Here is a 23,563-nt window from a genome sequence, read left to right on the forward strand (position 1 = left end):
AAGGGAAAAAGGCAATACTCACCAGGCAGCTGTGCGTTCGTTAGCATTTAAGTGGATACGGATCGTATTTCGATGCTGGAAAACTAAAGAGCCATACAATGAAGCCAAGTATTTAAAAGCGTTGAGCGACAGAAATTCGCCATTACTTTTTAAAGAAAAAGCTTGTTAAAGGTCTCAGGGCGTAGAGCGGACATTATCATCGATAGCTTTTTAAGTTGTTTGTAATGTTCAGAAGACGTAGGTTTACCTTTACCCTGACAGACAACTAAGCCACCAAAGCGGTCATTCATCATCAAATAGTTAATGCTAACTGAGGACATCAGCAAAATAAAAAAGAGATACTTTTTCTAATGGTTAAGTTATCTATCAATGGGGCTAAGGGTCCCTGATGAATGCTGACCAATCACATGAGTATAGATTTGGCTACATACTGAATTTATTCGTTAACTTCAGAAACTAGCGATCTCGATACAACTTAATTAATGCATTCGTTGAACCATCCATATCTAAAACTTCAGTAGGGTCAGTTATTTTTGTTAATACCTTATTACCTAACGACTTGCCTAATTCAACACCCCATTGGTCAAAAGAATTCACTCTCCAAATGACACCTTGGACAAAAACTTTATGCTCATACATGGCAATTAAACTGCCAAGCACCTTAGGGGTAAGCTTTTCAAATAAAAGCGTGTTACTTGGCTTATTGCCCTCCATTACCTTGTGAGTAGACAGTTTTTGAATTTCGGAGACATCACAGTTTGCCTTTTTCATTGCGGCTTTAACTTCTTCAAGACCTTGCCCCGCCATCAACGCCTGACTTTGACCAAAACAGTTTGAAGCGAGCATATCATGATGATTACCCACATCATGATATGGGAATAATGGCATCAAAAAATCAACTGGAATGGGGGTTTTGCTTTGATGGATAAGTTGATGAAACGAGTGTTGACCATTAGTGCCTTCACTGCCCCAAATAATGGGGCCAGTATCATAAGATAAAGACTTATTATCAACTGAAATTGATTTACCATTACTTTCCATATCCAGTTGTTGAATATAAGCCGGTAAACCGCGCAAATAATGGTAATAAGGCAGTAATACTTGCGATTGAGCACCGTAAAAATTGCGGTACCAAATACCCAGTACCGCAAGAATAACCGGTAAGTTCTTTTCAAGCGGCGCATGGGTGAAATGCTCATCCATTTCAAACGCCCCTTGTAAAAAGTCACGGTAATTGTCATAGCCTATCGCTAACGCCAAGGGTAAACCAATAGCAGACCAGACAGAATAACGTCCTCCTACCCAGTCCCACATTGGGAAAATATTTTCTTTCTCAATACCTAGCTTTTGTGCGGCAACAACATTAGAAGAAACACAAGCAAAGTGATGTTTAACTTCTTCATCGCTTGCGGTTGCGACAAACCAATCACGTGCGGTTAACGTATTACGTAAGGTTTCTTGGGTGGTTAAGGTTTTCGATGACGTGATAAAAAGTGTTGTTTCTGGGTTTACCTTAGCCAATACATCGTGAATATGACAACCATCAACATTAGCAATAAAATGTACCTTTAACTGCGGTTGTTGATAAGGCTTTAGTGCCTCTGACATTATCTTAGGTCCAAGAAAGGAGCCTCCAATACCTATACTCACCACATCAGTAAACGCTTTTCCGGTGTAACCTACCTTTTTACCTAATGAAATATCATTGACAAAACGTTCTAATTTAGCCAGTGTTGTTTGTATTTTTGGCATCACATCAACACCATCAACATAGACAGGTTTATTTGAAAAGTTACGTAGCGCGGTATGTAATACTGGACGGTTTTCAGTGGTATTAATAGCAGAGCCACTGAACATTTTGTCACGCTTATTCAATAAATCCGATGATTGAGCTAAATTCATCAACAAGTGCATGGTTTCATCAGTCACACGGTTCTTAGAATAATCTAACATTATTCCAGCCGCAGAAAGCGAAAAATCATTAAAGCGTTCAGTATCTTGAGTAAATAAATCACGCATTTGTATATGTATATTTTTATTGTAATGATTTACGAGAGATTTCCACTCAGGGGTGCTTGGTAACATACAAGTTATATCCTAATTTTTAACATGAGATTGTTCAGTTATTAAGCTAAAAAAATAAAACCTTAAATAATAATTAAATAGCAAAAGTGTAGAATTAAAAAACTATTTACACTATTCCACTCAAAATTTACTTTTTTACTATAAAATGTGTATTGTTAATTTCATCTAAACTTGGTAATGCGGTCATTGCACCAACTTTTGAACAGACCATACCGCTAACTTTTTCAGCAAATGCTACAAATTCTTCCATTTTATCTGCATATAAGATGTCGATACCTGAGCTATTAGCCATTTGATATAGAATTGCACCAATAAATGAGTCACCTGCCCCCGTAGTATCTACAGCAGTTATTTCATATGCGGGAACAATATATTGATTACCGTTTTGAGAAACTAAGCAGCCATCTTTACCAAGCGTTACAAAAACCAAGTTAACTCCCTGTTCATGCAAAACATTACAAGCTTCACCTTGAACACTCATCCCTGTCAGTAATTCCAATTCGTCTTCACTGACCTTAACAACATCAGCCATTTTTATGAAAATACTGCAACGTTCCTTAAACTGTTCTATATTATTTTTCCATAAATCGATTCGATAATTAGGGTCGAAAACAATCAGGTTGCCATTAGAGCTTGCATGATTTACCGCCGCTAAATAGCTATCAAAAAGGTTACCGCCAAGTAAAGCTGTTGCTGAGCCAAAATGAATAATAGAATCATCAAGTAATGACTCAAGCCTTGAGTCTGTTAACGTTAATTGTTCATCTGCTCCTCGATTAAACGTAAACTCTCTTTCCCCTTCGTCAGCTAAAGAAACAAAAGCCAATGTAGTTGGGGTAGATAGTACCTGTACAAAATCAACATTTACGTTATAACTCTGCAAGCGATCCAATAAATAACTTCCAAAGGGATCATTTCCAACCGCACCAATAAACTGAGAGTCACCACCTAAATTCCCGATACAGGCTGCTACATTTGCAGGTGCTCCACCTGCTTTTTTTACAAAATCACAACCTTTTTTTAAACCTGAATTAACTTGCGTACAAACAAAGTCAATCAAAATTTCACCGATACAAATAACTTTCATGATAATCTCTACATACATAGGGGGAGTTAATAAATCTAACATTTTGAACAGGTTGAATTAATCTGAGACTTATTAAATAACTAATATCAAAACATATAAACAACGTTGTCTTTTTGTATTATTAAACTATATTCATTTAGATAGTGCAAGGTATTTCTATAATAAACTCCGTGCTATGTTTACCATTAAACCTTATGTTTAATGGTAAACTGTATAACCTAACAATAATTTGAAAAGATTATTAAATTATCATGTTAATTCATTTAAAATGAATGTGAGTTAATTTGAAAGGAAGAACAGTGGTTACTATAAAACAAGTTGCAGTACATGCAGGTGTATCCTTTAAAACAGTCTCTAGGGTTGTTAACAAAGATCCGACTGTAAAAAAAATCAACAGGGAGAAAATTGAACAATCGATAAAAGAACTTGGCTATCGGCCAAATAGAGCTGCTAGTCTGACTAGAAAAAAGAAATCAGGCATATTTGGACTGATTGCAGACGAGTTACTGAGTACACCTTATACTTTCGATATTATTCGTGGTGCTCAAGATTTAGCATGGAATAATAATAAAGAATTAATGGTCCTTAACGTAGACGAAAAACGCTATAGCGGAGAGAAAGCTGTTGAACATCTATTTGAACATCGTGTAGAAGGTATTATTTATGCTTCAATGTTTCATAGAAAATTAGATATACCACACGAGTTATTAAATATCCCAGCGGTTTTAGTAAACTGTAGTTCTTCTCAAAACAACCTGCCATCAGTAATTCCTGATGAAGTATATGCGGCTGAGGTATTAACTAACAAGTTACTGTCTAAAGGCTATAAACGTATCGCCTTTTTAAATTTGAATGAAAATATTATTGCAGCTCAGGGCAGAAAACAAGGAGTAATAAATGCGTTTAAGCAAAGTAATTTACCAATGGAAAATTTATACATAGAATCAGTAATGATAGAAACTGATGATGGAGAAAAATCAATAACTAGAGAATCTACAAGGCGCATAATTAATACTTTTGGACCAGATGCTATAATATGTGGTCAAGATCCTATGGCAGCTGAAGTATATTTCGTACTTCAAAAGATGGGCTATAAAGTAAAAGATGATATCGGTATTGCAAGTTTCGATAATTGGGAGCCTATTCCATCATTACTACATCCTACATTATCAACAATGGCATTACCTCACTATGAAATGGGGCAATGGGCAATGAATTACTTATTAACCGGCCAAACCGGTATAATTGAACATAAAGAAAAATTTAAGCTAATTGAACGGGAGTCTTTTTAATAAAGAATAGCAAACAAAGACATCCCCGCAGCAAGCGACGAGGTATCACAGTTTTGTTAATCCTGGGCTAACAAGCTGTCTCTTCAACTAGTTCAATAGATTGATGTTTCTCAGAGCTATTCTTTAGTATAAAAATAGATATGAAGGTAAAAATAGCAACAATACTACCTAAAATTTTATAAGACGCTGCAAAGCCTATATTATCATATAAAGTTCCAATACCAACTGACAGTATTGATGCGCCTACTTGACTAAACACTAAGAAACCCACTAAATAAATGCTTGATGATAAGCGTTTATCAAAATTTATTGCAATGTATTTAAATATAGCTACAAGCAATATGGGTAGTTCTACTGCATGAAGTAACTTCATCGCTGATATAAATATAACATCATCAGCAAAACCAGATCCAATCATACGAATAGCCATAATAGCACCACTTAATATTAACCCATTTTTAGCGCCTATTTTATTAACTATAAATGGCGCAACAAACATACCTCCTGCCTCTAAAAACACTTGAAATGAATTTAAATAGCCATAAGTTACATTCCCTTCTTCTTCTGTTGGAAATAGCGATGAAAAATAAATAGGAAATTGTTGATCATATACACTATAGATACACGTAACCCCAAGTACAAATACAATAAACTGCCAGAACTGAGGTAATTTAAACAAGCCAACAATATCGTGAAGTTTTGGTGCCGTAGATACCCCATTAAACTCGTCATGAACTTTTACAAGTGATTGTGTATTAACAAAAACGATTAGAATTAAAAATGCAGCTCCGCATAATGAACTAAGCCAAAAATTATAGTTGGGATTTAAATTTAATAATGAACCTGAAAAAAAAGTTGCTAATGCCCAGCCTAGCGAGCCCCACATTCTTGCTTTACCAAATTCAAAGCCTACCGCTCGACCTGCTCGCTCAATATAAGTTTCAAGTACACCAATACCGGCACTAAAAGCAATAGCAAAAACTAAACCACCTAGAGAAGCCGCAAGATAAAAATTACTAGTTAATAGTGGCGCATAAATATAAACGAAAAAAGGTCCCATCAATATTAATGTAACGGCAATAACGTAAAGTAATTGTTTTTTTAACCCTAATTTGTCTTGTATTAACCCATAAAAAGGCATTACCAGTAAAGCAGCAACAGCATTGATACTAAAGACCATGCCAATTTGCTCTCCGGATAACGATATAACTTGTTTCAACCAAATAGAAAATAATGAAAATGAAAATGACCACGTCAAGAAGAAACAAAATAATGCACCGCTTAACAAATAATAACTCGATTTTTCTATTCTCATCACTTCCTACTCTTTAAAAATTATAACTAAAAAAATAGCATTGGCTTTTGTCAATTATGTTACCAAATAGATTTCAACTCACTTATAGTGAGGTTATCTATATTGAATATGGTGTTACCTTCTATGCTAACGTTAGAGTAAGGTATTGAAGGAAAAACAATAGACGTAATTACGGTTTTACCATTATTTATGAATATTTCAAACGATGAATGATCAACATAAATATCTAATGTATATTTAAGTAAATTTTTAGTAGTAAGTGCTTTTTGTATTGATGGGAAACCTTGTTCAAAATCAACTTTTCCTGAATGAGTGCGATCAAAATTAATAACACCTTCATTAACCTTTATAGTTAATATAGACTTTTCACCTAATTGATTAGCAAACACTAAATCAATTAAATTTGCATCTAAAGGAACAACATCAAGCTCCAACCGATATAATTTCGAACTATCACTCGCCGTGATGAGTTCATATTTCTTTTCACTCGTTAAATTTCCATGGTGTTGCTTATTTTTGACTAATTTATTTAATTCTTCAACGGGTTGTGAAGTTATTCGCAAACCTGACAACGAATTATCCAATTTTAGCGATCTTGGTATGGTCATCGCGCTTCGCCACGCCTCAGTTGGTACTTGATTCGCATATTGCCAATTGCTCATCCAAGCCATAAAAAGCACTCGACCATCATTTTTAGGAACATCTGAAAAAGTCACGCCAGCATAATTGTCTGTGCCATAATCAAGCCAAACACCTGACTCAACAATACCATCCTTACCAATAACCTGTTTAACATCCTCTTTAAAGTCATCTGTTAACGTAAATGTTTTACCATCAAAATCACCAACAAAATACTGTGTTGCCGAACCACCATTAGGACCACCAGGGTTAATACTAACTATTAAAGCATATTTAAATTCACTAGTTCCTTCTATTGGCATTTTAATAAGGTCTGGACACTCCCAAACACCTGCATGCACCCCCCACTCTTTTCCAAAAGTACTCTCTAATTTCCAATCAATTAAATTAGTAGAAGAATAAAAACCAATATGGTCTGCTTGTGCTAATACCATTATCCATTTTTGACTTTCTTCATGCCAAGAAACCTTAGGGTCTCTAAAATCTCTAATTCCAGGATTTGGTAGTACTGGATTTTGACTATATTTTTCCCATGTTCTACCTTTATCCAAGCTATAAGCAATAGCTTGAGTTTGAAAGTCATTTCTACCAATATTTTCAAGCTCATGACTATGATAGGTGTAGATAGCAATCAAAGGAGGATTTTCTGTAGTACCTAATCCAGATGTATTGTTCCAATCAACAACCGCACTACCTGAAAAGATAGTTCCCAGCTCATCAGGATATAAAGCAATTGGAAATTGCTCCCAATGCACTAAATCTTTACTAATAGCATGTCCCCAATGCATAGGGCCCCACACAGTACTTTCAGGATGATATTGATAGAATAAATGATATTCACCTTGGTAATACACCATACCATTAGGATCATTCATCCAATTTTCTTTTGGAGTAAAATGAAACTGAGGACGATACTGATCCGAATAACTTACACCGCCACTTTCGTCATATGGGAGGTTATTGATTACATTTTGATTAGACATTAGACATCCAGATAACGATAATAAAATTAATAAAAACAATAAATTGCGCATAGTACTGACCTATTTTGATAATATGAGAGAGAGGGATTCTAATGATTTACCTTTCGTTTCAGGCATTAATTTTATAACAAAAATCAACTGTAATACCATCATAACTGCAAAGAAAAAGAACACTTGACTAGGTTCGTAGTTTGTAAGAAAGAATGGCATTACCAAAGTAATTATCGCCGCAAAAATCCAATGAGTTCCAGAACCTAATGACTGCCCTTTAGTACGCACACTATTTGGAAAAATTTCTGCAATAAAAACCCAGATAACCGCCCCTTGACCTATGGCATGTGAAGCAATAAAAGCAAAGACAAAAAACACCACCAACATACCACCAGTGCCTGTAGCAAACGCCCACGACACAACAGACAAAGAAATAATATAACCGAGTGAACCTATAAGCATCAGCATCTTACGACCCGCTCTATCAATTAAATAGACCCCTAACATGGTAAATAATAAATTCACCACTCCAACACCAGCAGTGGAAAGCAAAGAGGAGCTACTGTCTAAGCCCGCTAATTCAAAAACACGCGGCGCATAATAAATAATGAAGTTGATACCCGATAACTGATTAAACATTGCAATTAAAAGTGCTAGTAAAATTGGAAAGCTATAGGTTTTTGAAAATAGAGGATCTTTTCGATGACTAAGCGCATCTTGTTGTATCTCTTTCACCACTTTATCGGCTTGGGTTTCACCCAGAGATACCATGACCTCTTTAGCTTGAGAAACCTTATTATCGTGTAGAATTAACCAGCGTGGACTTTCAGGAGCACGCAATATCATAACTAAATAGATGAAAGCAGGAATGGCTTCTATACCTAACATCAGTCGCCAATCAACATCAGAAATGCCTGAAAGTAAGTAATTGGATAAAAAAGCAATTAGAATACCAAAAACAATTTGAAATTGATAAATTGCCACTAAGCGACCACGATTTTTAGCCGGTGCTATTTCTGATATATAAGCAGGCACTACTATTGATGAGATACCGACACCAATACCACCAATAAAACGTAAGATAGCAAAACTATATGGGTCGCTAGCGAGTGCGGAGCCAATAGCCGATAGTAGATATAAAAAACCAATTAAAACTAAGGTTTTTTTACGGCCCAACTTATCACAGGGATAATTACCACCAAGTGCACCAATCACAGTCCCCCAAAGAGCTGAAGACATAACAAATAATCCATGAAATAGTGGGCTAGTTTGCCATAACGCCTGAATAGGCTGGTCAGCGCCTGAAATAACTGCTGTATCAAAACCAAATAAGAACCCAGCAACCGCAACGGTAATGGACCAAAAGGTTATTTTATTCATTTTTTACTCCCCGAAAAATTATTATTTTGACATATTACAACATATAAACAACGTTGTCTTTATTAATTTGGATAATATCCAAGCAAAATATTTTCTTCGATATTATAATTATATATTGATTAAACTATCGTTTTTTATTTAGCCTGAACACTCATATTTACGTGATCAAAACTAACAAAACCACAACCGTCAGTTTCATTATCATAAATACGTATTTTCCAATACAAGCAGAAAATCAATATCTTGCCAATCATCACCGCCATTTCTATATGAAGGGCTACAGGTATTCAGCACAAAGCTTTCAAATACCACTCGTATCAGCACTCAATACCTGCGTTATCACGCCATGAACCTTCAGATGCAGGGTTTCCAACCATTTGTAAGAGCGTTATCAAAGCTACCGATCACTTGAATGAAGGCATCGCCTGAAACATTCACATGGGTTAAAATTCGATCTACGTTAACTTCACTAAATCCTTTATCTACAAGTACAATTGGTTCAGAAATCATTAATTCAACATCACTGCTTAATTCATCCCCTTTAGGATCTTTAATGCCTATTTTACAATCAGTTAATGCCAGCACCGAAAGATAAATTGTGGCTGCTAATTTTTTTTATCATGTATTTCCACTATAATTTTTAACGTACTAGTTCTATTTTTTATTCGTTTATCAGAAATTTTAGACCTTATTAGTATTTAAAATAGCGATTATAACAAGGTTATTTAAAGCGTTAAGTAAACTGTAAAGATATTCATTAATGAATAATACTCCCCGCCAAGGGCTTCGCTTAGGCGAAATTTTCTATGCAAAGAATGGTATATTTAGATAGTTAGGTTATCTTCCTTTTTGCACCGCAAGCAGTGAGAAATAAAACCCAACTAAGATTTAACGATTACCTTTATAAAATATGAACAATTTTGTCTTTTATGGTTCGTAATAAACATATTCAAGTTGTTTCGATGACAATATCTGAGATAATTACTTGGTATTTTATTGTTTTATCTCGATTAGATTATTCACTTCTATATTGTGAAAAATGTTAGTTACACCATTTGGCCATGTAACTTTCAAGCTATTGATCAATTTATTTTTACCAATACCAAAGTGTGCAATTAACGGATCATTAGATAAATAATTAGAACCTAGTCTTATTTCACGTAGCTGTTTGTTAGTACCAATTGTGATACTGATTTTAGCGCCTACCGCATCTGGGTTTTGCTTGTTACCCAATAACTTAACAGAAAGGTAATTATTATCTGCTAAATTATTGTTTTTATATAACGTAGGTGAGGCACCATTATTAGCAATTAAAATATCAATATCGCCGTCTTTATCATAATCTAAACAGCTGATCCCTCTTCCTTGTGCGGTATGTGTGATACCCCATGATTGTGAGGCTTCTGTGAATGTACCATCTTGGTTATTAATAAATAAACGGCTTGGGTCTTGATAAAATTGACCAACAGCAGAGTTCTCTGCAATCCTGCCAGTACGCATGCCATTTGTGTGAAAAATATCAAGCCAACCATCATTGTTAAAATCAGCGAAACAAGCCCCCCATCCCCAGTAACCATGGCGAACTCCTGCAATATCAGTAACATCATTAAAACGTCCTGTTCCATCGTTATTATATAAACGATTCCCTGTAGTACCGCCTTTATAAGCTTTTTGTTCTACGGGGTTCCAAATTGAGCTGACAAACCAATCTAAATCTCCATCATTGTCATAATCGCCAACAGCAGATCCCATGCCATTTTCATCAGAGATTATATCCGCGGTATTATCTACGTATCGCCCATCATCATTTCGAAGCACTTGTGTGGTTTCATAATCAGCAGCTATCAATAAATCAGGGTCATTATCGTTATCAATATCACTAAAAATCGGAACAAAATTAACATCTAATGTTGGGTACAATGGGGATACTCTAGTCTGCGGGAGCAGATGGCTTACATCATCAAACATACCAACACCACTGTTTTTCCATAAATAACCTTTACGGATAGGCGTGATAACGTCTCCCCAATGAGAAGCAAATAGATCTAAGTCACCATCACCATCATAGTCACCAGCGGATAATGAATGAGTAAACCTTTTAAAGCTTATTCCGGCTTTACTATACACAGGCCGCATAACACCACTTGGAAGCTGAGCGTATAGCCTGAAATAACCTTGATTAATATCATCTTCTACTAATAATAAGTCTTTATCACCATCGGCATCATAATCAAAAAATAAAGCACCTAACTGTCGCTCAGACAATTTACCCATTATTTTTTCAGTCACGTCTACAAATGAACCTTTACCGTTGTTAACCAATAATTTTCCAGGCTGCATCGAGTGGCTAATAAATAAATCTAACCAACCATCGTGATTAAAATCATCAACGGCAACACCGCCCCCCATCAAGTGATATTCATCAGAGAAACTTGGCTTAGCCAATGAGTAAGACAAACCGCTTGCAGTGGTAACATCACTAAACCATTTAATTTCATTGGGATTAACAATAACCTCACTCTTAATTATGTCACCTTTAAAAGCGGCAGGCCTGTACGTATCAGGTTGTTCGGTAAAGCTAGCAAATTTTGCTTGTAAGGCTTTGCTATCTGGCCCTAAATCATTATTGGTTAAAAACCACTTTTGTAAGCATGCCTTCTGTAATATACAAGGGTCTGTTAATGAAAATAAAAATGCTTCGAGCTGAGCTGTATCTTGATCAATATTGCTTGGTTCATCGGTACTTTTCATTTGATATTGATCTAGTTGTTTCAGTGCCTCTAAACTTAATGCTTTTGAGCGCTGTTGATTGGCTGAATAGTTAGTAAATTGAGATAGGTGTGCTAAGGAGAAGTCGTAATTGTGTAATGATTTTTTCGGTTGTATATGATGTTTTATTATATTTTTAAGATCGATAAAAGCTCCTGCATGACTCCAAGGTCCAGTCACTTGTACATTCAATAATAGTGGTGTACGAAACTTGTATTTATCTTGTATATTTGAGGTATGAGATAAACGACCATGATCATTACCAAAACCATCTTTACCCCTTCCAATTTGTGGCGTTGCTAAATTATAAAATTTTTCATCACTAAAACTTGCACCTTTATGGCATTGATAACATTGGTATCCACCTTGTTTAGATGAGTTATAAAAAAGCAAAGCCCCTTTTTTAGCTGTAATTGATATAGCTGCTTTGTTACCGTTGATATAATCAAACCAGGGGTTATTTACTAAAATTAATGACTTTTGATAGTGTGCAAGTGCTTTGGTTACATTATCAAGCGAGATTAGTTGATCTGCATTCTTCGTGATGGAGTTAAAGGCTTCTTGAAATAAAGGTAACCAAGGGTTTTTTCTATCCGGATAATTTTTTATTAATTTTTGAATAACCAAGGCCCGTTTTTGCTCATTGCTTTTAAATTTATTTGGACCGTGGCCAAACATTTCATGAAGCGAAGATAAAGGGAATCTTGCCTGAGCTTGAATAAAATCATCGCCAACAGTGCTGTCAGGTAGATTCATTAAGCTATCAGGGGTTCTTAAAACAGTTGACTTAGAGGTATCTGTTTGTTTGTTATCAATTATTTCAATGCGTCCGTCCCAAAAGGCGGCACGTTTTAATAAATGTAAATTGAATATTGTTGATGCATTACGTGGAACATTCGGTCCTCCATCAGCAAGTGGGTCAATATTTCTGTCACCATCATGTGCTCTTCCTGGGCCAATTATATCTTCATTTACAGCGTTAACCCCAACAGATAAGGATAAGCCATCTCCACCACCTAATAGAGGGTGGTGGCATGAGGCACAAGCAACATCATTATTCATGCTCAGTGATTTACTGAAAAATAGTTGTTTACCTAAATCAAACAAAGCACCATTAGCTTCGTTACCCGTTGGTAAATTTTGTACCTGTTGAATTAGATTATGTTCAGATATTTTTTTAATTAATAATTTATCGATTGCATGTTCTTTATTACTAAGATCATCATGCCTTATAGATAAATTTTCACTTGCTTGGGTAAAAAAGCATAATAAGTAAATAAAGCAAAATATTAATATTTTATTTTCTAGATAATATTGGTTAAGCTGTTTTTTTTTAGTTTTAGCATTCATAGAAATACACATTATTAATAAAAAAAGGCCTGAAAAATTACAGGCCTAAAGACTAATTAAGGTTGGGGGTTAATTAATAACCTGGATTTTGAATGTAAATACCACCACTTAAATTAATTTGTAAGTTAGGAATTGGTAAATACTCATGCTTACCTTTAGTAAAGACCGCATCAACTAAGTAAGGCTTTCTAACACTTTCAACAGTTAAGTAACTATCGATAGTTTCTTTAGCTATACCCCAGCGAATTAAATCAAAGAATCTATGCCCTTCAAGACCTAATTCTAAACGTCGCTCCCAACGTAAAGCACGTCGAGCTACATCCTGATTAGCAAAACTTGGATATGTTGAGATTGAATAATTACCCGCATTATTTAACCTACCTGAACTGCTATTAGCACGGGTACGCAAACTATTAATTATAGGTAATGCTTCATCACTTCGATCTAACTCAATTAACGCTTCAGCTTTCCATAATAATACATCGGCATAACGTATTAATACCGTATTCATTGCCCAAACAGTGAATGGACCATTCTCTGCACGTGCTGGGCTATCTGGATGTTCAAGATCTTTCATACCAGTAAAATTGCCGTAAATTGCTGGTGCACGTGCCCAATCATCACCTCCGTGTAGTAATGTTGGATCATATTTAAATGGTTTGCCTTCCATCGCTACCGTGTGATCTAAGCGAGGATCAACCGGATCTGAATAAATATAATTAGAATCATTATAGTGCTCAAACATTGGTAAACCACTAGCATCAGTTTTAAAAGCATTAACAAAGTTTTCTGTGGGTACATGGAAGCCACAACAACCAAATCCACCCGCTAGCGGTGCATTTAATGCGCTTGGCCAACTTGCACGACCATCAGGGCTGCCATCATCAATTGAACGTTGAATAGCAAAAACAGATTCTGCATTATTCTCAAATTCAAATAAGAAATTTTCTGCAAAATCAGATGTTAAGCTATACACACCAGAAGCTTGTATTTCAGTTACTAAATCAACGACTTCTGCTAATTTAGTGTCATCAATAGAAATAACACTATGGGTATCATCCTGTATATAGGCTTGATTGAGTAACGTTTTTGCCAAATATGCTTTAGCGGATAAGGCAGAGGCACGGCCAACATCGTCTTGCACATCAGGTAGATTTTCAGCGGCAAACCTAAAATCATCCACAATTTTGTCCCATAATTGCTGATCGGTTAAATCACGATTAGTCGTCAATAAAATTTGCTCTTGTGTCATACTATCGTCGATATAAGGGATGTGCTTATGATGTATTTTTAAATCAAAATAAAAAATAGCACGGATAAAACGTAATTCTGCTTGTTTTTGTTCTACATTTTTGATTGAACCACTTTCAGCGGCTGAAATCACTTGCAATGCAGCATTAGCTCTTGAAATACCGGTATAATTTCTCCCCCATTTTTTATCATTAAGATCAATTAAATCAGGTGGAAAGGATTCCATTTCAGGTACTAATGGTTCATAAAGTGAAAGTGCATGGTAAGCAAATATATCAGCTGGTCCGTTGCCACCTTTATGTGCATCTCCGGCTCTTAAATTTCCAGTAGGCCATAGAAAGTTTGGAGCAGTATAATGGTCGTTACCTAAATAAGAATAAGCCGCAATAATTAAGGCATCCACATTTTCAGCTGTTGCCACTTGTTCTTGAGTTAACACAGATTTAGGTGCTACTTTCAAATCACCACCACATGAAACAACTGCCATTGATATTAAACTTACTGTTAATAATTTTTTTAAATTTTTCATAATTAATTCTCAAATTTTGTTCTGTCAATGTTACAAATAATAACGATTAAAAAGTCAAATCGATGCCAATACTGATACTTCTTGCAACAGGAAATACTTCATTTGGCGTTTCAGGATCTTGGCTTAAGGTACCATCAGGTGTAATAGTCAACAGATTCGAGCCTCTTAAGTATAATCGGGCATCAACAATGCCATATTGCTCTAAAAATTCATCTTCGGGGGTGTAACCAATAGAAAGATTTCTTAGTTTCAAATAACTACCATCTTCATAAAAGAAGCTTGATTGACGGCCTTCACCATTATTGTCAACAAGTGTTAAAGCAGGTACGTCAGAGTTTGTATTCGTTTCAGACCAAGCATGTAAAACTCTGTCTCCGTAATTAGATCCTATATTAAGTGAAGTGAAATCAGTAAACCCACGCCAACTATTTCTGATACTGCCACCCTCAACACCTTGCCAAAACATGTTGAAATCCCATTGTTTATAGAACAAAGAAACGTTAAAGCCATAGATATAGTCAGGATCTGGATCAGTAAAGAAGTCTTGATCATCAGCATTAATAACACCATCGCCATTTAAATCAGTCCAACGAATACGACCAATTCCAGCAGCTGCTTGCGTGGCATGTGCATCAACTTCTTCTTGGCTTTGAAATAAACCATCAGCAACATAACCATAAATTGAATTGATTGAATGGCCTAAAATAGTCTTATCTTGACCATTACCACCAAATGAATTAACTACATCCTCAGGAAGATAGGTCACTTTGTTTTTAGCTGATGAAATATTAAAAGAAGCATCAAAGAAAATATCATTATCAAGCGCATTAAAAGCGATTGCGTCAGCATATCCAATGATAAATTCAACACCACTATTTTCAATAGTGCCACCGTTTACCCATTTTTGAGCACCTTCACCTAAAGTAGCTATAGGGTTGGTTAACGTTAGTATGTCTTTAGTTTCTTTATCAAACCAATCAAAACTGGCATAAACAGTATTGTTAAATAAGTCTATATCAATACCAATATTCGCTTGGGTTGATGTTTCCCATTTTAAATCGTTATTACCACTTTGAGCACGAACAAACCCTGAAGGTAAGGTGCCGCCATTATTACCGGCAATATCATAGGCTGTACCTTCATCTTGCTCATTAGTAAATAAAGACTGTGTGGCATAACGGGGTTCATAAGTTGTAGACGTGGCCGTACTGGAAATTTCTTGATTACCTGTTTCACCCCAACTCGCTCTTAATTTCAAATGACTAATCGCTTCAATATCAAAAAAACCTTCATTTGAAATAAGCCAACCTGCTGAAAAAGCAGGAAAAGTACCATATTCATTATCTGAGCCAAACTTTGATGATCCATCTCGCCTAACGGTTGCTGCGAGTAAATATCTATCATCATAGTTATAATCAACTCGTGCAAATTGTGAATCTAACTTCCATTCATCACCTCCGCCTTCAACTCTTATATTAGACGTAGCTTGAGAAAGATGAGTAAAATCACGAGAATCTGAAGCAAAACCAGCACCATAGCCAGTAGAATTTTCACTATCAAAGTCTATTTGTTCGACACCAGCTAAAAAGGTAAAATTATTTTTTTCTCCAACTAATAATCTGTATTCAGCAGTTGTAGCTAAGGTAATACTGCGACTCCAATTATTGGTATCTGCCAATTCATCAGAAAAGCTTAATGAGCCTGCCTCAAATGCTCGTGTATAATTACGGAACTTTAATTGCCCATAATCTATTCCTAAGCTACTTCTGAGAGTCAAGTTTTCAATTGGAGAATATTCTACATAAAAGCTTGCCATTACTTTATTATAAGTACTTTCATTATCTTTGTTCATTTGGATAAGACGTACCGGATTATCTCTATCAGTAATACCTGAGACAGGCCCACCCCAACCGCCCACATCATTATAAATAGGAACAATTGACTGTTGCTCAATAGATAAACCTAAAATTTGACCCGCTAAATCATTAACAACGTTAGCCGTTTGATTAGTTACTATAAAACTTTGACCAACTTTTAGGGTATCCTCTATAACTTGGTGATCTGAATTAATGCGAAAAGATAAACGTTCAAACTTTGAGCCATCAACGATACCTTCGGCATCATAAAATCCAAAAGAGGTATAAAAATTAGATTTTTCACCTTTTCCAGAAACTGACAAATTAAAATCAGTAACTTTAGATGAACGAGTAACCTCATTAAACCAATTTGTATCGGCAGGTTGTTGTACATTTTGAGGGTCAGTATAAGCAGGTAGAATGACACTATTTAGCGTTGGATTACTAAAATCACCATTCCAATCATAATTATATAGAGGACTTGCTGAATTAGGATTAGAACCATCATTAACAGCCGCTTGCCAGACCGCTTGACCTCGCTGTAATGTATTTAAAGGATTTAAATCATAGTTAAAATCTTGAAAAGTTTGATTTAAGCGAACATTAACCTTGATATCGTCAGAACGACCACGTTTGGTGGTTACAATAATCACACCATTACCCGAACGAGCACCGTAAATACTTGCGGCCGCAGCATCTTTAAGTACTTGAATACTTTCGATATCATTACTGTTTATTTCTTGTAAACCTGATTTAGTAGGAATGCCATCAATTATATATAATGGGTCATTATTTCCTAACGGACCAAGACCTTGCCCCCTAATGCGTACTGTGGCTGAGGCATTTGGATTACCGTTAGATGTGATTTGTAAACCGGGAACCCTACCTTGTAGGTTCTGCATTACATTACCCGCTGGTAAATCAATAATATCTTCAAATTTAACGGTAGATATAGCACCCGTTAAATCAGACTTCTTCATTGAACTATAGCCAGTTGAAATGACAATGACTTCAACTTCTTTCTCATTTTCAATAGCTGATTTATTTTCTTCCTCTGCATGGACTGATGCTATGGGGAGTAACAATAAAATAGGACTAACTTTGATTACCGCCTTTAATTTTTCTGTGATTTTGTTAATTTTAAAGTGTTTCATTATAGTTATATTTCCTTAAAACGAATTTATTAATAATATGTACAAACTTAAAACAAAGTTGATATTTATATTCCCCCAACTATATTCCCTTCAACATAAAAACAACGTTGTCTTTGTACGGTAATCTACTAGCGAATATATTTCAAACTTTATTTCAAACTTTATTTTAAATATTCATATAACGTTTTATCAGTCACCATCGCATGACGTGGTTTAATGGATTCGACTACACCAGTTAAGACATAATAAGTTTAACTGGTGAGCAGAAATGACAAAACATAACAAATACACCAAAGAATTTAAACTCGATGCAATTTTTTTAGCCAGAGATCAAAACCTCAACATTGCAGAAGCTAGCAGGAACCTAGGCGTTAGTGCGTAAATGCTTGGTTTTTGGCTCAAAGAAGAAGAAAGTGAAGATGGTCAAGCTTTCAGAGGTAATGATTAATTAACACCAGAGCAAGATGAAAACCGTAAATTAAAAGCCTCAGTCAAACGCCTAGCAATGGAACGCGATATATTAAAAAGGTAACGTTCTTCTTTGCAAAAGAAACGAAGTGAAGTGAAATATTCGTTTATTACCTAACATAAGAAGATCTGGCCTGTTAAATTAACGTGTCAGGTTTTAGGCGTAAAAAGTAATAATTATTATAGTTATCAGAAGCGTAGTACAGATAAAACAGATGATGCAACACACCAAGAAATGCTTGGATTAGTAAAAGATATTGCCAAATTAATGAAAGAAGCGAATGTGTGGGTTCGTTATAAAAAGAAATATAAAGTAACAACCAATTGTGATCACAATAAGCCTCTTTATAAAAAAAATTTACCGTAGCCCAGCCAAATCAATCATTTATTGGTGATATCTCTTATATTTGGACAGCAGAAGGTTGGCTTTATTTAGCCGTTGTTATTGACTTGTACTCTCGCAAATTTGTTGGCTGGAGCATCGGGTCGAGGATGAAGGCTCAACTTGTCTGTGATGCGCTAACAATGGCTATTTGGCAACGAAAACCTGATGAAGGGCTAATTGTTTATTCCGACCAAGAGGTTCAGTATGCAAGTCACCAGTACCGGACATTACTCAAGAATAATGGCTTTATTGAAAGTATGAGTAAGAAAGATTACTGTTGGGATAATGCCGTTGCGGAAAGTAGAGATGTTCCTGAGACTATTAACCTAAAAACAATTAAAGCTAATGGACTTATCAGTAATATGACTCAATAAATTCATTAGAAAACATATGGGGAAACTTTTTAAGTTAATTTTCACTTTGCGCACCAAGAAGACCTTCGCAGCAGAAAATATTCATGGCGGTTAAAGTGATTATCTAAGTCTCACTATGCCACTTAGCTGACCTAATTTAGACACGAATTTGTCTTAATAAATAGTCTGCTTAGCCACCAAAGCGGTCATACACTTTTGAATTATTAACGATCACTTTGTGCGCAGTGCGGAAGTTAGCCACTCGTTAATTCTAATGACTATATTAAGCTCATGCGGACAGTGGTATTCAATCTCTTAACGCTAACTAAGCAATAAACGAAACCTTTTCTAACACCCTAAATCAGCGCCAAAAAGGTTCTCTAGGATACGACCTTTGGTTAATTCGATTTGAAAACTCATCTGAGCATTCGAGGCGTGATAAAAATCATTAATATTTTGATGAAATTTATTATTAAAGATAAAAGTTAATTTAAATTTTTATCTTTCAGCAATTTCAATTAACTTAAAATATTCCATTCAGATTTAGGAAATACTTAAAAACCGATTGCCTCTCGGTTTTTTGTGTGGCACTATTCTGACACTTTAAAGATGGTGATAAATATTATGTTACTCGGTGAATTAGAAAAGCAAGTTCTAGAATATTTATGGAAAAGCCAGCCTGCTGATGCCAAGCAGGTACATAGCTATTTCGAAAAAAATCGAGGAGGCTCTCTTAATACTATTCAAAGCACGTTAGAACGTTTATTTAAAAAAGATCTGTTAAGTCGTGTAAAGAACGGTCACGCATATCAATATTTTCCTAAAGTTGCTCGCCAAGAATTAATAGGGCAATTAATTAAAAGTGTTACTCATGATTTTGTTGTTAAAGATGAAAATAGCGTTGTCGCGGCTTTTTCTTCAATTTCATCTGATCTCGATGAGGAGCAGTTAGATAAACTGGAAGCTATGATTGAGCAACAGCGGATAAAATTAAAAACAAAGGTCGAAAAATGATTTATGGTCATTGGGCGTTAGTATTTAATTTACTCACGATTGCCGTGTTAGCTTTTATCGTTGCAAATGGCTTTATTTCGCTTGCTTTTTGGTCGGTAAAAAATAAAATTCAAAGTTATACAGTGTCTACCCGTAAATCGTTACTCTGGTTATGTGTGCTTTCACCTTGGATTATTGCGTTATCTGTAACGCTGTTATTTAGCCCTCTTTTTCAATCAGGGGCAATGTTTGTTTGGCTAACTGAATTAGCTCACTGGCATCATCCTAATATTTATTATTTTTTAAGCTGGCATAGTATTAGTTTAATTCTCTTCATCGGCTTCAGTCTCACCGTTGCTGTTCGTAGCTTAGTTATAGCTTACAAAAATTACTCTCAGATAAGTGTGTTGCGTACTTTAGCGATAAAGAAGAGTGAGAACGTCTTTATAATAGAATCATCGATCCCGACAGCATTCACAGGGGGATTACTCAAACCATCGTGCTTTATATCTACAGGCTTAATGGAGCAACTAGATTCAGACGACATTGAAATAATCATTCAACATGAACTTGCTCATTTACACTATGCTGACCCGCTGAAAAAATGGGTGTTTTCATTATTGTCTTCTTATTTTTCATCTAATGTTAAGAAAATATTGAAATCGATGATGGCAATTACCATGGAGCAAGCGGCTGATTCTTTCTTCGTAAAAACTCAACAACAGGCGCACAATGTTGCTGGTACATTAGTGAGGTTTACCAAGTTAGCGGCTAAATATTCCATACATGAAGAGTTCAAAAGTGAATTACTGGTTCACTTTTGTCGTCAGTCAATTGAACAAAGAGTATTAGCATTGCTTAATGATACTCAACTCAAACCTTTTCCAATGAAAGTGGTTTTACTCACCATAATACTATTAGCCGTCATATCAATGACCTCAGTAGATAGCCTCCATCACGCTATTGAAACGCTATTCGATCATTAAAATAATAATTTAAGGCTTAATCCAAGGTAATAATAATGAAACTATTTACTCAATCGTTCACAAATAAAAAACCGACCGTTAATCGGTTTTTATCAAGGCGTTATTTAAAATTTAGCACTGTGGTACTGATAATCACTTCAACACTCTCAGCTTATACATACTCAGGTTATGCATACTCAGAAGGCAGCACCCTGAAATCGATTGATTTATCTACCGCAATATCTAAAACCATGAGTATGCACCCAGAGCTGAAAGTATTTGCTAATCAAGCTGAAATATATAAAGGGTATGCGCAACAAGCCAGTATTCAGGTTAGGCCAGAAGTTGGACTTACCATTGAGGATGCAATGGGTACGGGTGATCATAGTGGCTTTAAAAGTGCTCAATCCACACTATCGATCTCATGGATTTTAGATAACGCTCTAGTAAAAAATAGAGTGGAAAATGCTAAGGTTCAGGGATCAACCGTTGCATTTACGCGAGAAATTAAAGCACTAGATTTAGCCGCACAAACAGCAAAATATTTCATCCAAGTGTTGGTCAACGAAGAGCGATTAAAACTGTCAAAAATGAGCTTAAAGCAAGCGGTTAAATCATTTGAAGCCGTTACTAAACGTGTAAATGCAGGAAAGTCTTCTTTGGTTGATAAACTAAAATCACAAGCTGAAGTAACTAAACGAGAATTAGTTGTTGAAGACTTAACCCATGAAGTAGATGCCAGTAAATATCAGTTATTAGCGCAGTGGCAAGGACAGGGGCAAAGCGAGCAACATAAAGAAACTAATATCATTGGGTCATTATTATCGTTACCACACTTACCTTTAACCAATAGCAGCGATGTTGATTCATTATTTACTCATCTAAAACAACTGCCTTCGGTCAGTCTTTTCGCTACAAAACAGCGCATTGCTCAGTCTGAAATTGAACTTGCTCGTATTGAAACTAAACCACTATGGAAATTTACAACGGGATTAAGACGTTACGAAACAACCGATGATTTTGGTTTAGTCGCTGGAATTTCAATTCCTTTTGGTGATAGCAATCAAAATCAAGGGAAAATAAATGCGCTACGTGCTTCCCAAAACGAATTAGAAACAGCATCACAAGCACTCGTTCATCAATTGAATACACAGTTGTATGTGCTTATTGAACAAATGAAACACAGCCAACATGTCATTCATACTATGACTAAAAACCTTATACCTGTGCTTGAACAAGCTTTTGTTGAGGCTGAAAAAGCCTACAAGATTGGCCGATATAGCTATACCGAGTGGACGAATACTCAAAAAGAGTTATTGGATGCGCAGTCAGACTTGATTGCTGCTTATCAAAATGCCCATTTAAACAATATTGAAATAGAGCGATTAACGGGTACGTCCCTAGTTGCCATTAATAAAAACGCTAATGCACCTTTTAACGCTCATTCTATTGAAAAAAATAACGAGAAATAATCATGAAATCAACATTTAAAATATTAACACTAATAAGCACTCTGTGCTTTGTTAGCTTAAGTACAAGTTTCTCTAGTCTTGCCGTTTCAGAGCAAAAGGTAGAAGAAGCTGAGCCAGAGAAAGGGCCAAATCGTGGACGTATGTTGAAAAAAGATAATTTTGCCATTGAACTATCCATTTTTGAAACGGGAGTACCCCCTGAGTTTCGTGTGTGGGTAACTGAGGATGGAAAAGCTATCGACCCTGCGAAAGTAGAGCTAAATGTAAAATTAACCCGATTAGGTGATGGTGTTGATGACATTAATTTTTTTCAAGAAGGCCAGTATCTTCGTGGTGATTTGGTTATCTACGAACCTCACTCATTTATTGTCTCTCTAACGGCTAAATATCAGGGAAAAACTTACAGTTGGCAATATGACAATTTTGAAGGTCGAACAAGTATTGAGGAGAAGATTGCTCAAGCAATGGAAATTTCTACTGAAGTTGTCGGGCCATCAACATTCCATGAAAGCATTGAAGTGTTTGGAAAGTTAACGTTACCAGCCGATGCTACCAGTAATGTTTATGCTCGATTCGATGGGTTGGTTAAAAAAGTTCACGTCAAGCTAGGTGATGTAATTAAGAAAGGTCAATTATTACTCACTCTGGAAAGTAATGAAAGTTTGCAATCTTATCAGGTGACATCAGCTCAAAAAGGCATTGTGAGTGCGGTTAACGTTACTTCTGGTGAGCAAACTAAAGGCCGAATATTACTTGCGGTGACTAATGATGAAACCTTAGTTGCTGAGCTAGCTGTTTTTCCTTTGGATTTAACCAAAGTTAATATTGGCGCAAAAACAACGCTTAACATTAATGGTGTTGAAGAAAAGTACACAAGTAAAATTGATAGCCGAGTATTAAAAGTTAGGAATGATCAGGCGAAGCTATTTCGTGTCTTAGTAAGCAATAGTGATTCCTTATTATCTGAAGGCTCTTTTGTGAGTGCAAAAATTGAAGTTGGCTCATTTGACGTAGAAATGGCAGTAAAGCGTAACGCATTGCAGAGCTTTCGTGATTTTACCGTGGTTTATGCCAAGGTTGGCAATGAATATGAAGTAAGAATGCTTGAATTAGGCCGCATAGTGGGTGATGAAATTGAAGTGTTAGGCGGTATATCCGTAGGCACTGAATATGTCACTGAGAATAGTTATATCCTCAAAGCCGATGTTGAAAAATCTGGCGCATCACATGATCATTAAGGGTTTCC

Annotated in this window: 14 protein-coding genes and 2 pseudogenes; 7 read left to right on the plus strand and 9 right to left on the minus strand. The window is 35.7% G+C overall.

What is annotated here, in order from left to right; genetic code table 11:
* Positions 1-169 (plus strand): annotated as a pseudogene (locus tag H4J65_RS17550) (IS110 family transposase); the annotation flags it as partial.
* 287 nt (positions 170-456) lie between these two features.
* On the opposite strand, the gene pgi reads toward H4J65_RS17550, so the two are convergent.
* Positions 457-2,085, minus strand: coding sequence for a glucose-6-phosphate isomerase (pgi, locus tag H4J65_RS17555; RefSeq protein ID WP_182198979.1), 1,629 nt, complete (start codon positions 2,083-2,085; stop codon positions 457-459).
* A gap of 127 nt (positions 2,086-2,212) precedes the next feature.
* The gene (locus H4J65_RS17560; RefSeq protein WP_310649953.1) at positions 2,213-3,214 is read right to left on the minus strand and encodes a carbohydrate kinase; all 1,002 of its coding nucleotides are present in this window, start codon (positions 3,212-3,214) and stop codon (positions 2,213-2,215) included.
* Between the two features lie 257 nt (positions 3,215-3,471).
* On the opposite strand from H4J65_RS17560, the gene H4J65_RS17565 reads away from it, so the two are divergent.
* Positions 3,472-4,464, plus strand: a complete 993-nt coding sequence (locus H4J65_RS17565) for a LacI family DNA-binding transcriptional regulator (RefSeq protein WP_182198980.1) — start codon at positions 3,472-3,474, stop codon at positions 4,462-4,464.
* A 67-nt stretch (positions 4,465-4,531) separates the two neighbouring features.
* Here H4J65_RS17565 and H4J65_RS17570 read toward each other — a convergent pair whose 3' ends face one another.
* From H4J65_RS17570 to H4J65_RS17600, 7 genes are all read right to left on the minus strand, one after another.
* Positions 4,532-5,779, minus strand: a complete 1,248-nt coding sequence (locus H4J65_RS17570; protein WP_182198981.1) for an MFS transporter — start codon at positions 5,777-5,779, stop codon at positions 4,532-4,534.
* A gap of 59 nt (positions 5,780-5,838) precedes the next feature.
* A complete protein-coding gene (locus H4J65_RS17575) occupies positions 5,839-7,452 on the minus strand; it encodes a glycoside hydrolase family 32 protein (RefSeq protein ID WP_182198982.1) in 1,614 nt (537 codons plus the stop codon).
* Positions 7,453-7,461: 9 nt separating this feature from the next.
* On the minus strand, positions 7,462-8,772 hold the full coding sequence (locus tag H4J65_RS17580; RefSeq protein ID WP_182198983.1) for a sugar porter family MFS transporter: 1,311 nt from the start codon (positions 8,770-8,772) through the stop codon (positions 7,462-7,464).
* 354 nt (positions 8,773-9,126) lie between these two features.
* Positions 9,127-9,357 carry a hypothetical protein gene (locus H4J65_RS17585; RefSeq protein ID WP_182198984.1) on the minus strand — a complete coding sequence of 77 codons (231 nt, stop codon included), beginning with the start codon at positions 9,355-9,357 and terminating at the stop codon, positions 9,127-9,129.
* A 408-nt stretch (positions 9,358-9,765) separates the two neighbouring features.
* Positions 9,766-12,891, minus strand: a complete 3,126-nt coding sequence (locus H4J65_RS17590; RefSeq protein ID WP_182198985.1) for an FG-GAP-like repeat-containing protein — start codon at positions 12,889-12,891, stop codon at positions 9,766-9,768.
* Between the two features lie 73 nt (positions 12,892-12,964).
* Positions 12,965-14,671, minus strand: coding sequence for a RagB/SusD family nutrient uptake outer membrane protein (locus tag H4J65_RS17595; RefSeq protein WP_182198986.1), 1,707 nt, complete (start codon positions 14,669-14,671; stop codon positions 12,965-12,967).
* 46 nt (positions 14,672-14,717) lie between these two features.
* Positions 14,718-17,681: a SusC/RagA family TonB-linked outer membrane protein gene (locus tag H4J65_RS17600; RefSeq protein WP_182198987.1), complete on the minus strand. Its 2,964-nt coding sequence runs from the start codon at positions 17,679-17,681 to the stop codon at positions 14,718-14,720.
* A 268-nt stretch (positions 17,682-17,949) separates the two neighbouring features.
* On the opposite strand from H4J65_RS17600, the pseudogene H4J65_RS18130 reads away from it, so the two are divergent.
* The 5 genes and pseudogenes from H4J65_RS18130 to H4J65_RS17625 all read left to right on the plus strand — a co-directional run.
* Positions 17,950-18,836, plus strand: a pseudogene (locus tag H4J65_RS18130) (IS3 family transposase); the annotation flags it as partial.
* Between the two features lie 675 nt (positions 18,837-19,511).
* The gene (locus tag H4J65_RS17610; RefSeq protein ID WP_182190357.1) at positions 19,512-19,901 is read left to right on the plus strand and encodes a BlaI/MecI/CopY family transcriptional regulator; all 390 of its coding nucleotides are present in this window, start codon (positions 19,512-19,514) and stop codon (positions 19,899-19,901) included.
* The gene (locus tag H4J65_RS17615; RefSeq protein WP_182198988.1) at positions 19,898-20,866 is read left to right on the plus strand and encodes a M56 family metallopeptidase; all 969 of its coding nucleotides are present in this window, start codon (positions 19,898-19,900) and stop codon (positions 20,864-20,866) included. The genes H4J65_RS17610 and H4J65_RS17615 overlap by 4 nt, the downstream gene beginning before the upstream one ends.
* A 35-nt stretch (positions 20,867-20,901) precedes the next feature.
* Positions 20,902-22,317, plus strand: coding sequence for a TolC family protein (locus H4J65_RS17620; RefSeq protein WP_182198989.1), 1,416 nt, complete (start codon positions 20,902-20,904; stop codon positions 22,315-22,317).
* Between the two features lie 2 nt (positions 22,318-22,319).
* A complete protein-coding gene (locus H4J65_RS17625; protein ID WP_182198990.1) occupies positions 22,320-23,555 on the plus strand; it encodes an efflux RND transporter periplasmic adaptor subunit in 1,236 nt (411 codons plus the stop codon).
* Positions 23,556-23,563 lie beyond the last annotated feature (8 nt).

The organism is Colwellia sp. MB02u-9, from assembly GCF_014077085.1.
Lineage (GTDB): Bacteria > Pseudomonadota > Gammaproteobacteria > Enterobacterales > Alteromonadaceae > Cognaticolwellia.

Coding starts and splice junctions, on each gene's coding strand:
- pgi (WP_182198979.1), bottom strand. CDS start 2,085: ATGTTACCAAGCACCCCTGAGTGGAAATCTCTCGTAAATCATTACAAT.
- H4J65_RS17560 (WP_310649953.1), bottom strand. CDS start 3,214: ATGTTAGATTTATTAACTCCCCCTATGTATGTAGAGATTATCATGAAA.
- H4J65_RS17570 (WP_182198981.1), bottom strand. CDS start 5,779: ATGAGAATAGAAAAATCGAGTTATTATTTGTTAAGCGGTGCATTATTT.
- H4J65_RS17575 (WP_182198982.1), bottom strand. CDS start 7,452: ATGCGCAATTTATTGTTTTTATTAATTTTATTATCGTTATCTGGATGT.
- H4J65_RS17580 (WP_182198983.1), bottom strand. CDS start 8,772: ATGAATAAAATAACCTTTTGGTCCATTACCGTTGCGGTTGCTGGGTTC.
- H4J65_RS17590 (WP_182198985.1), bottom strand. CDS start 12,891: ATGAATGCTAAAACTAAAAAAAAACAGCTTAACCAATATTATCTAGAA.
- H4J65_RS17595 (WP_182198986.1), bottom strand. CDS start 14,671: ATGAAAAATTTAAAAAAATTATTAACAGTAAGTTTAATATCAATGGCA.
- H4J65_RS17600 (WP_182198987.1), bottom strand. CDS start 17,681: ATGAAACACTTTAAAATTAACAAAATCACAGAAAAATTAAAGGCGGTA.
- H4J65_RS17610 (WP_182190357.1), top strand. CDS start 19,512: ATGTTACTCGGTGAATTAGAAAAGCAAGTTCTAGAATATTTATGGAAA.
- H4J65_RS17615 (WP_182198988.1), top strand. CDS start 19,898: ATGATTTATGGTCATTGGGCGTTAGTATTTAATTTACTCACGATTGCC.
- H4J65_RS17620 (WP_182198989.1), top strand. CDS start 20,902: ATGAAACTATTTACTCAATCGTTCACAAATAAAAAACCGACCGTTAAT.
- H4J65_RS17625 (WP_182198990.1), top strand. CDS start 22,320: ATGAAATCAACATTTAAAATATTAACACTAATAAGCACTCTGTGCTTT.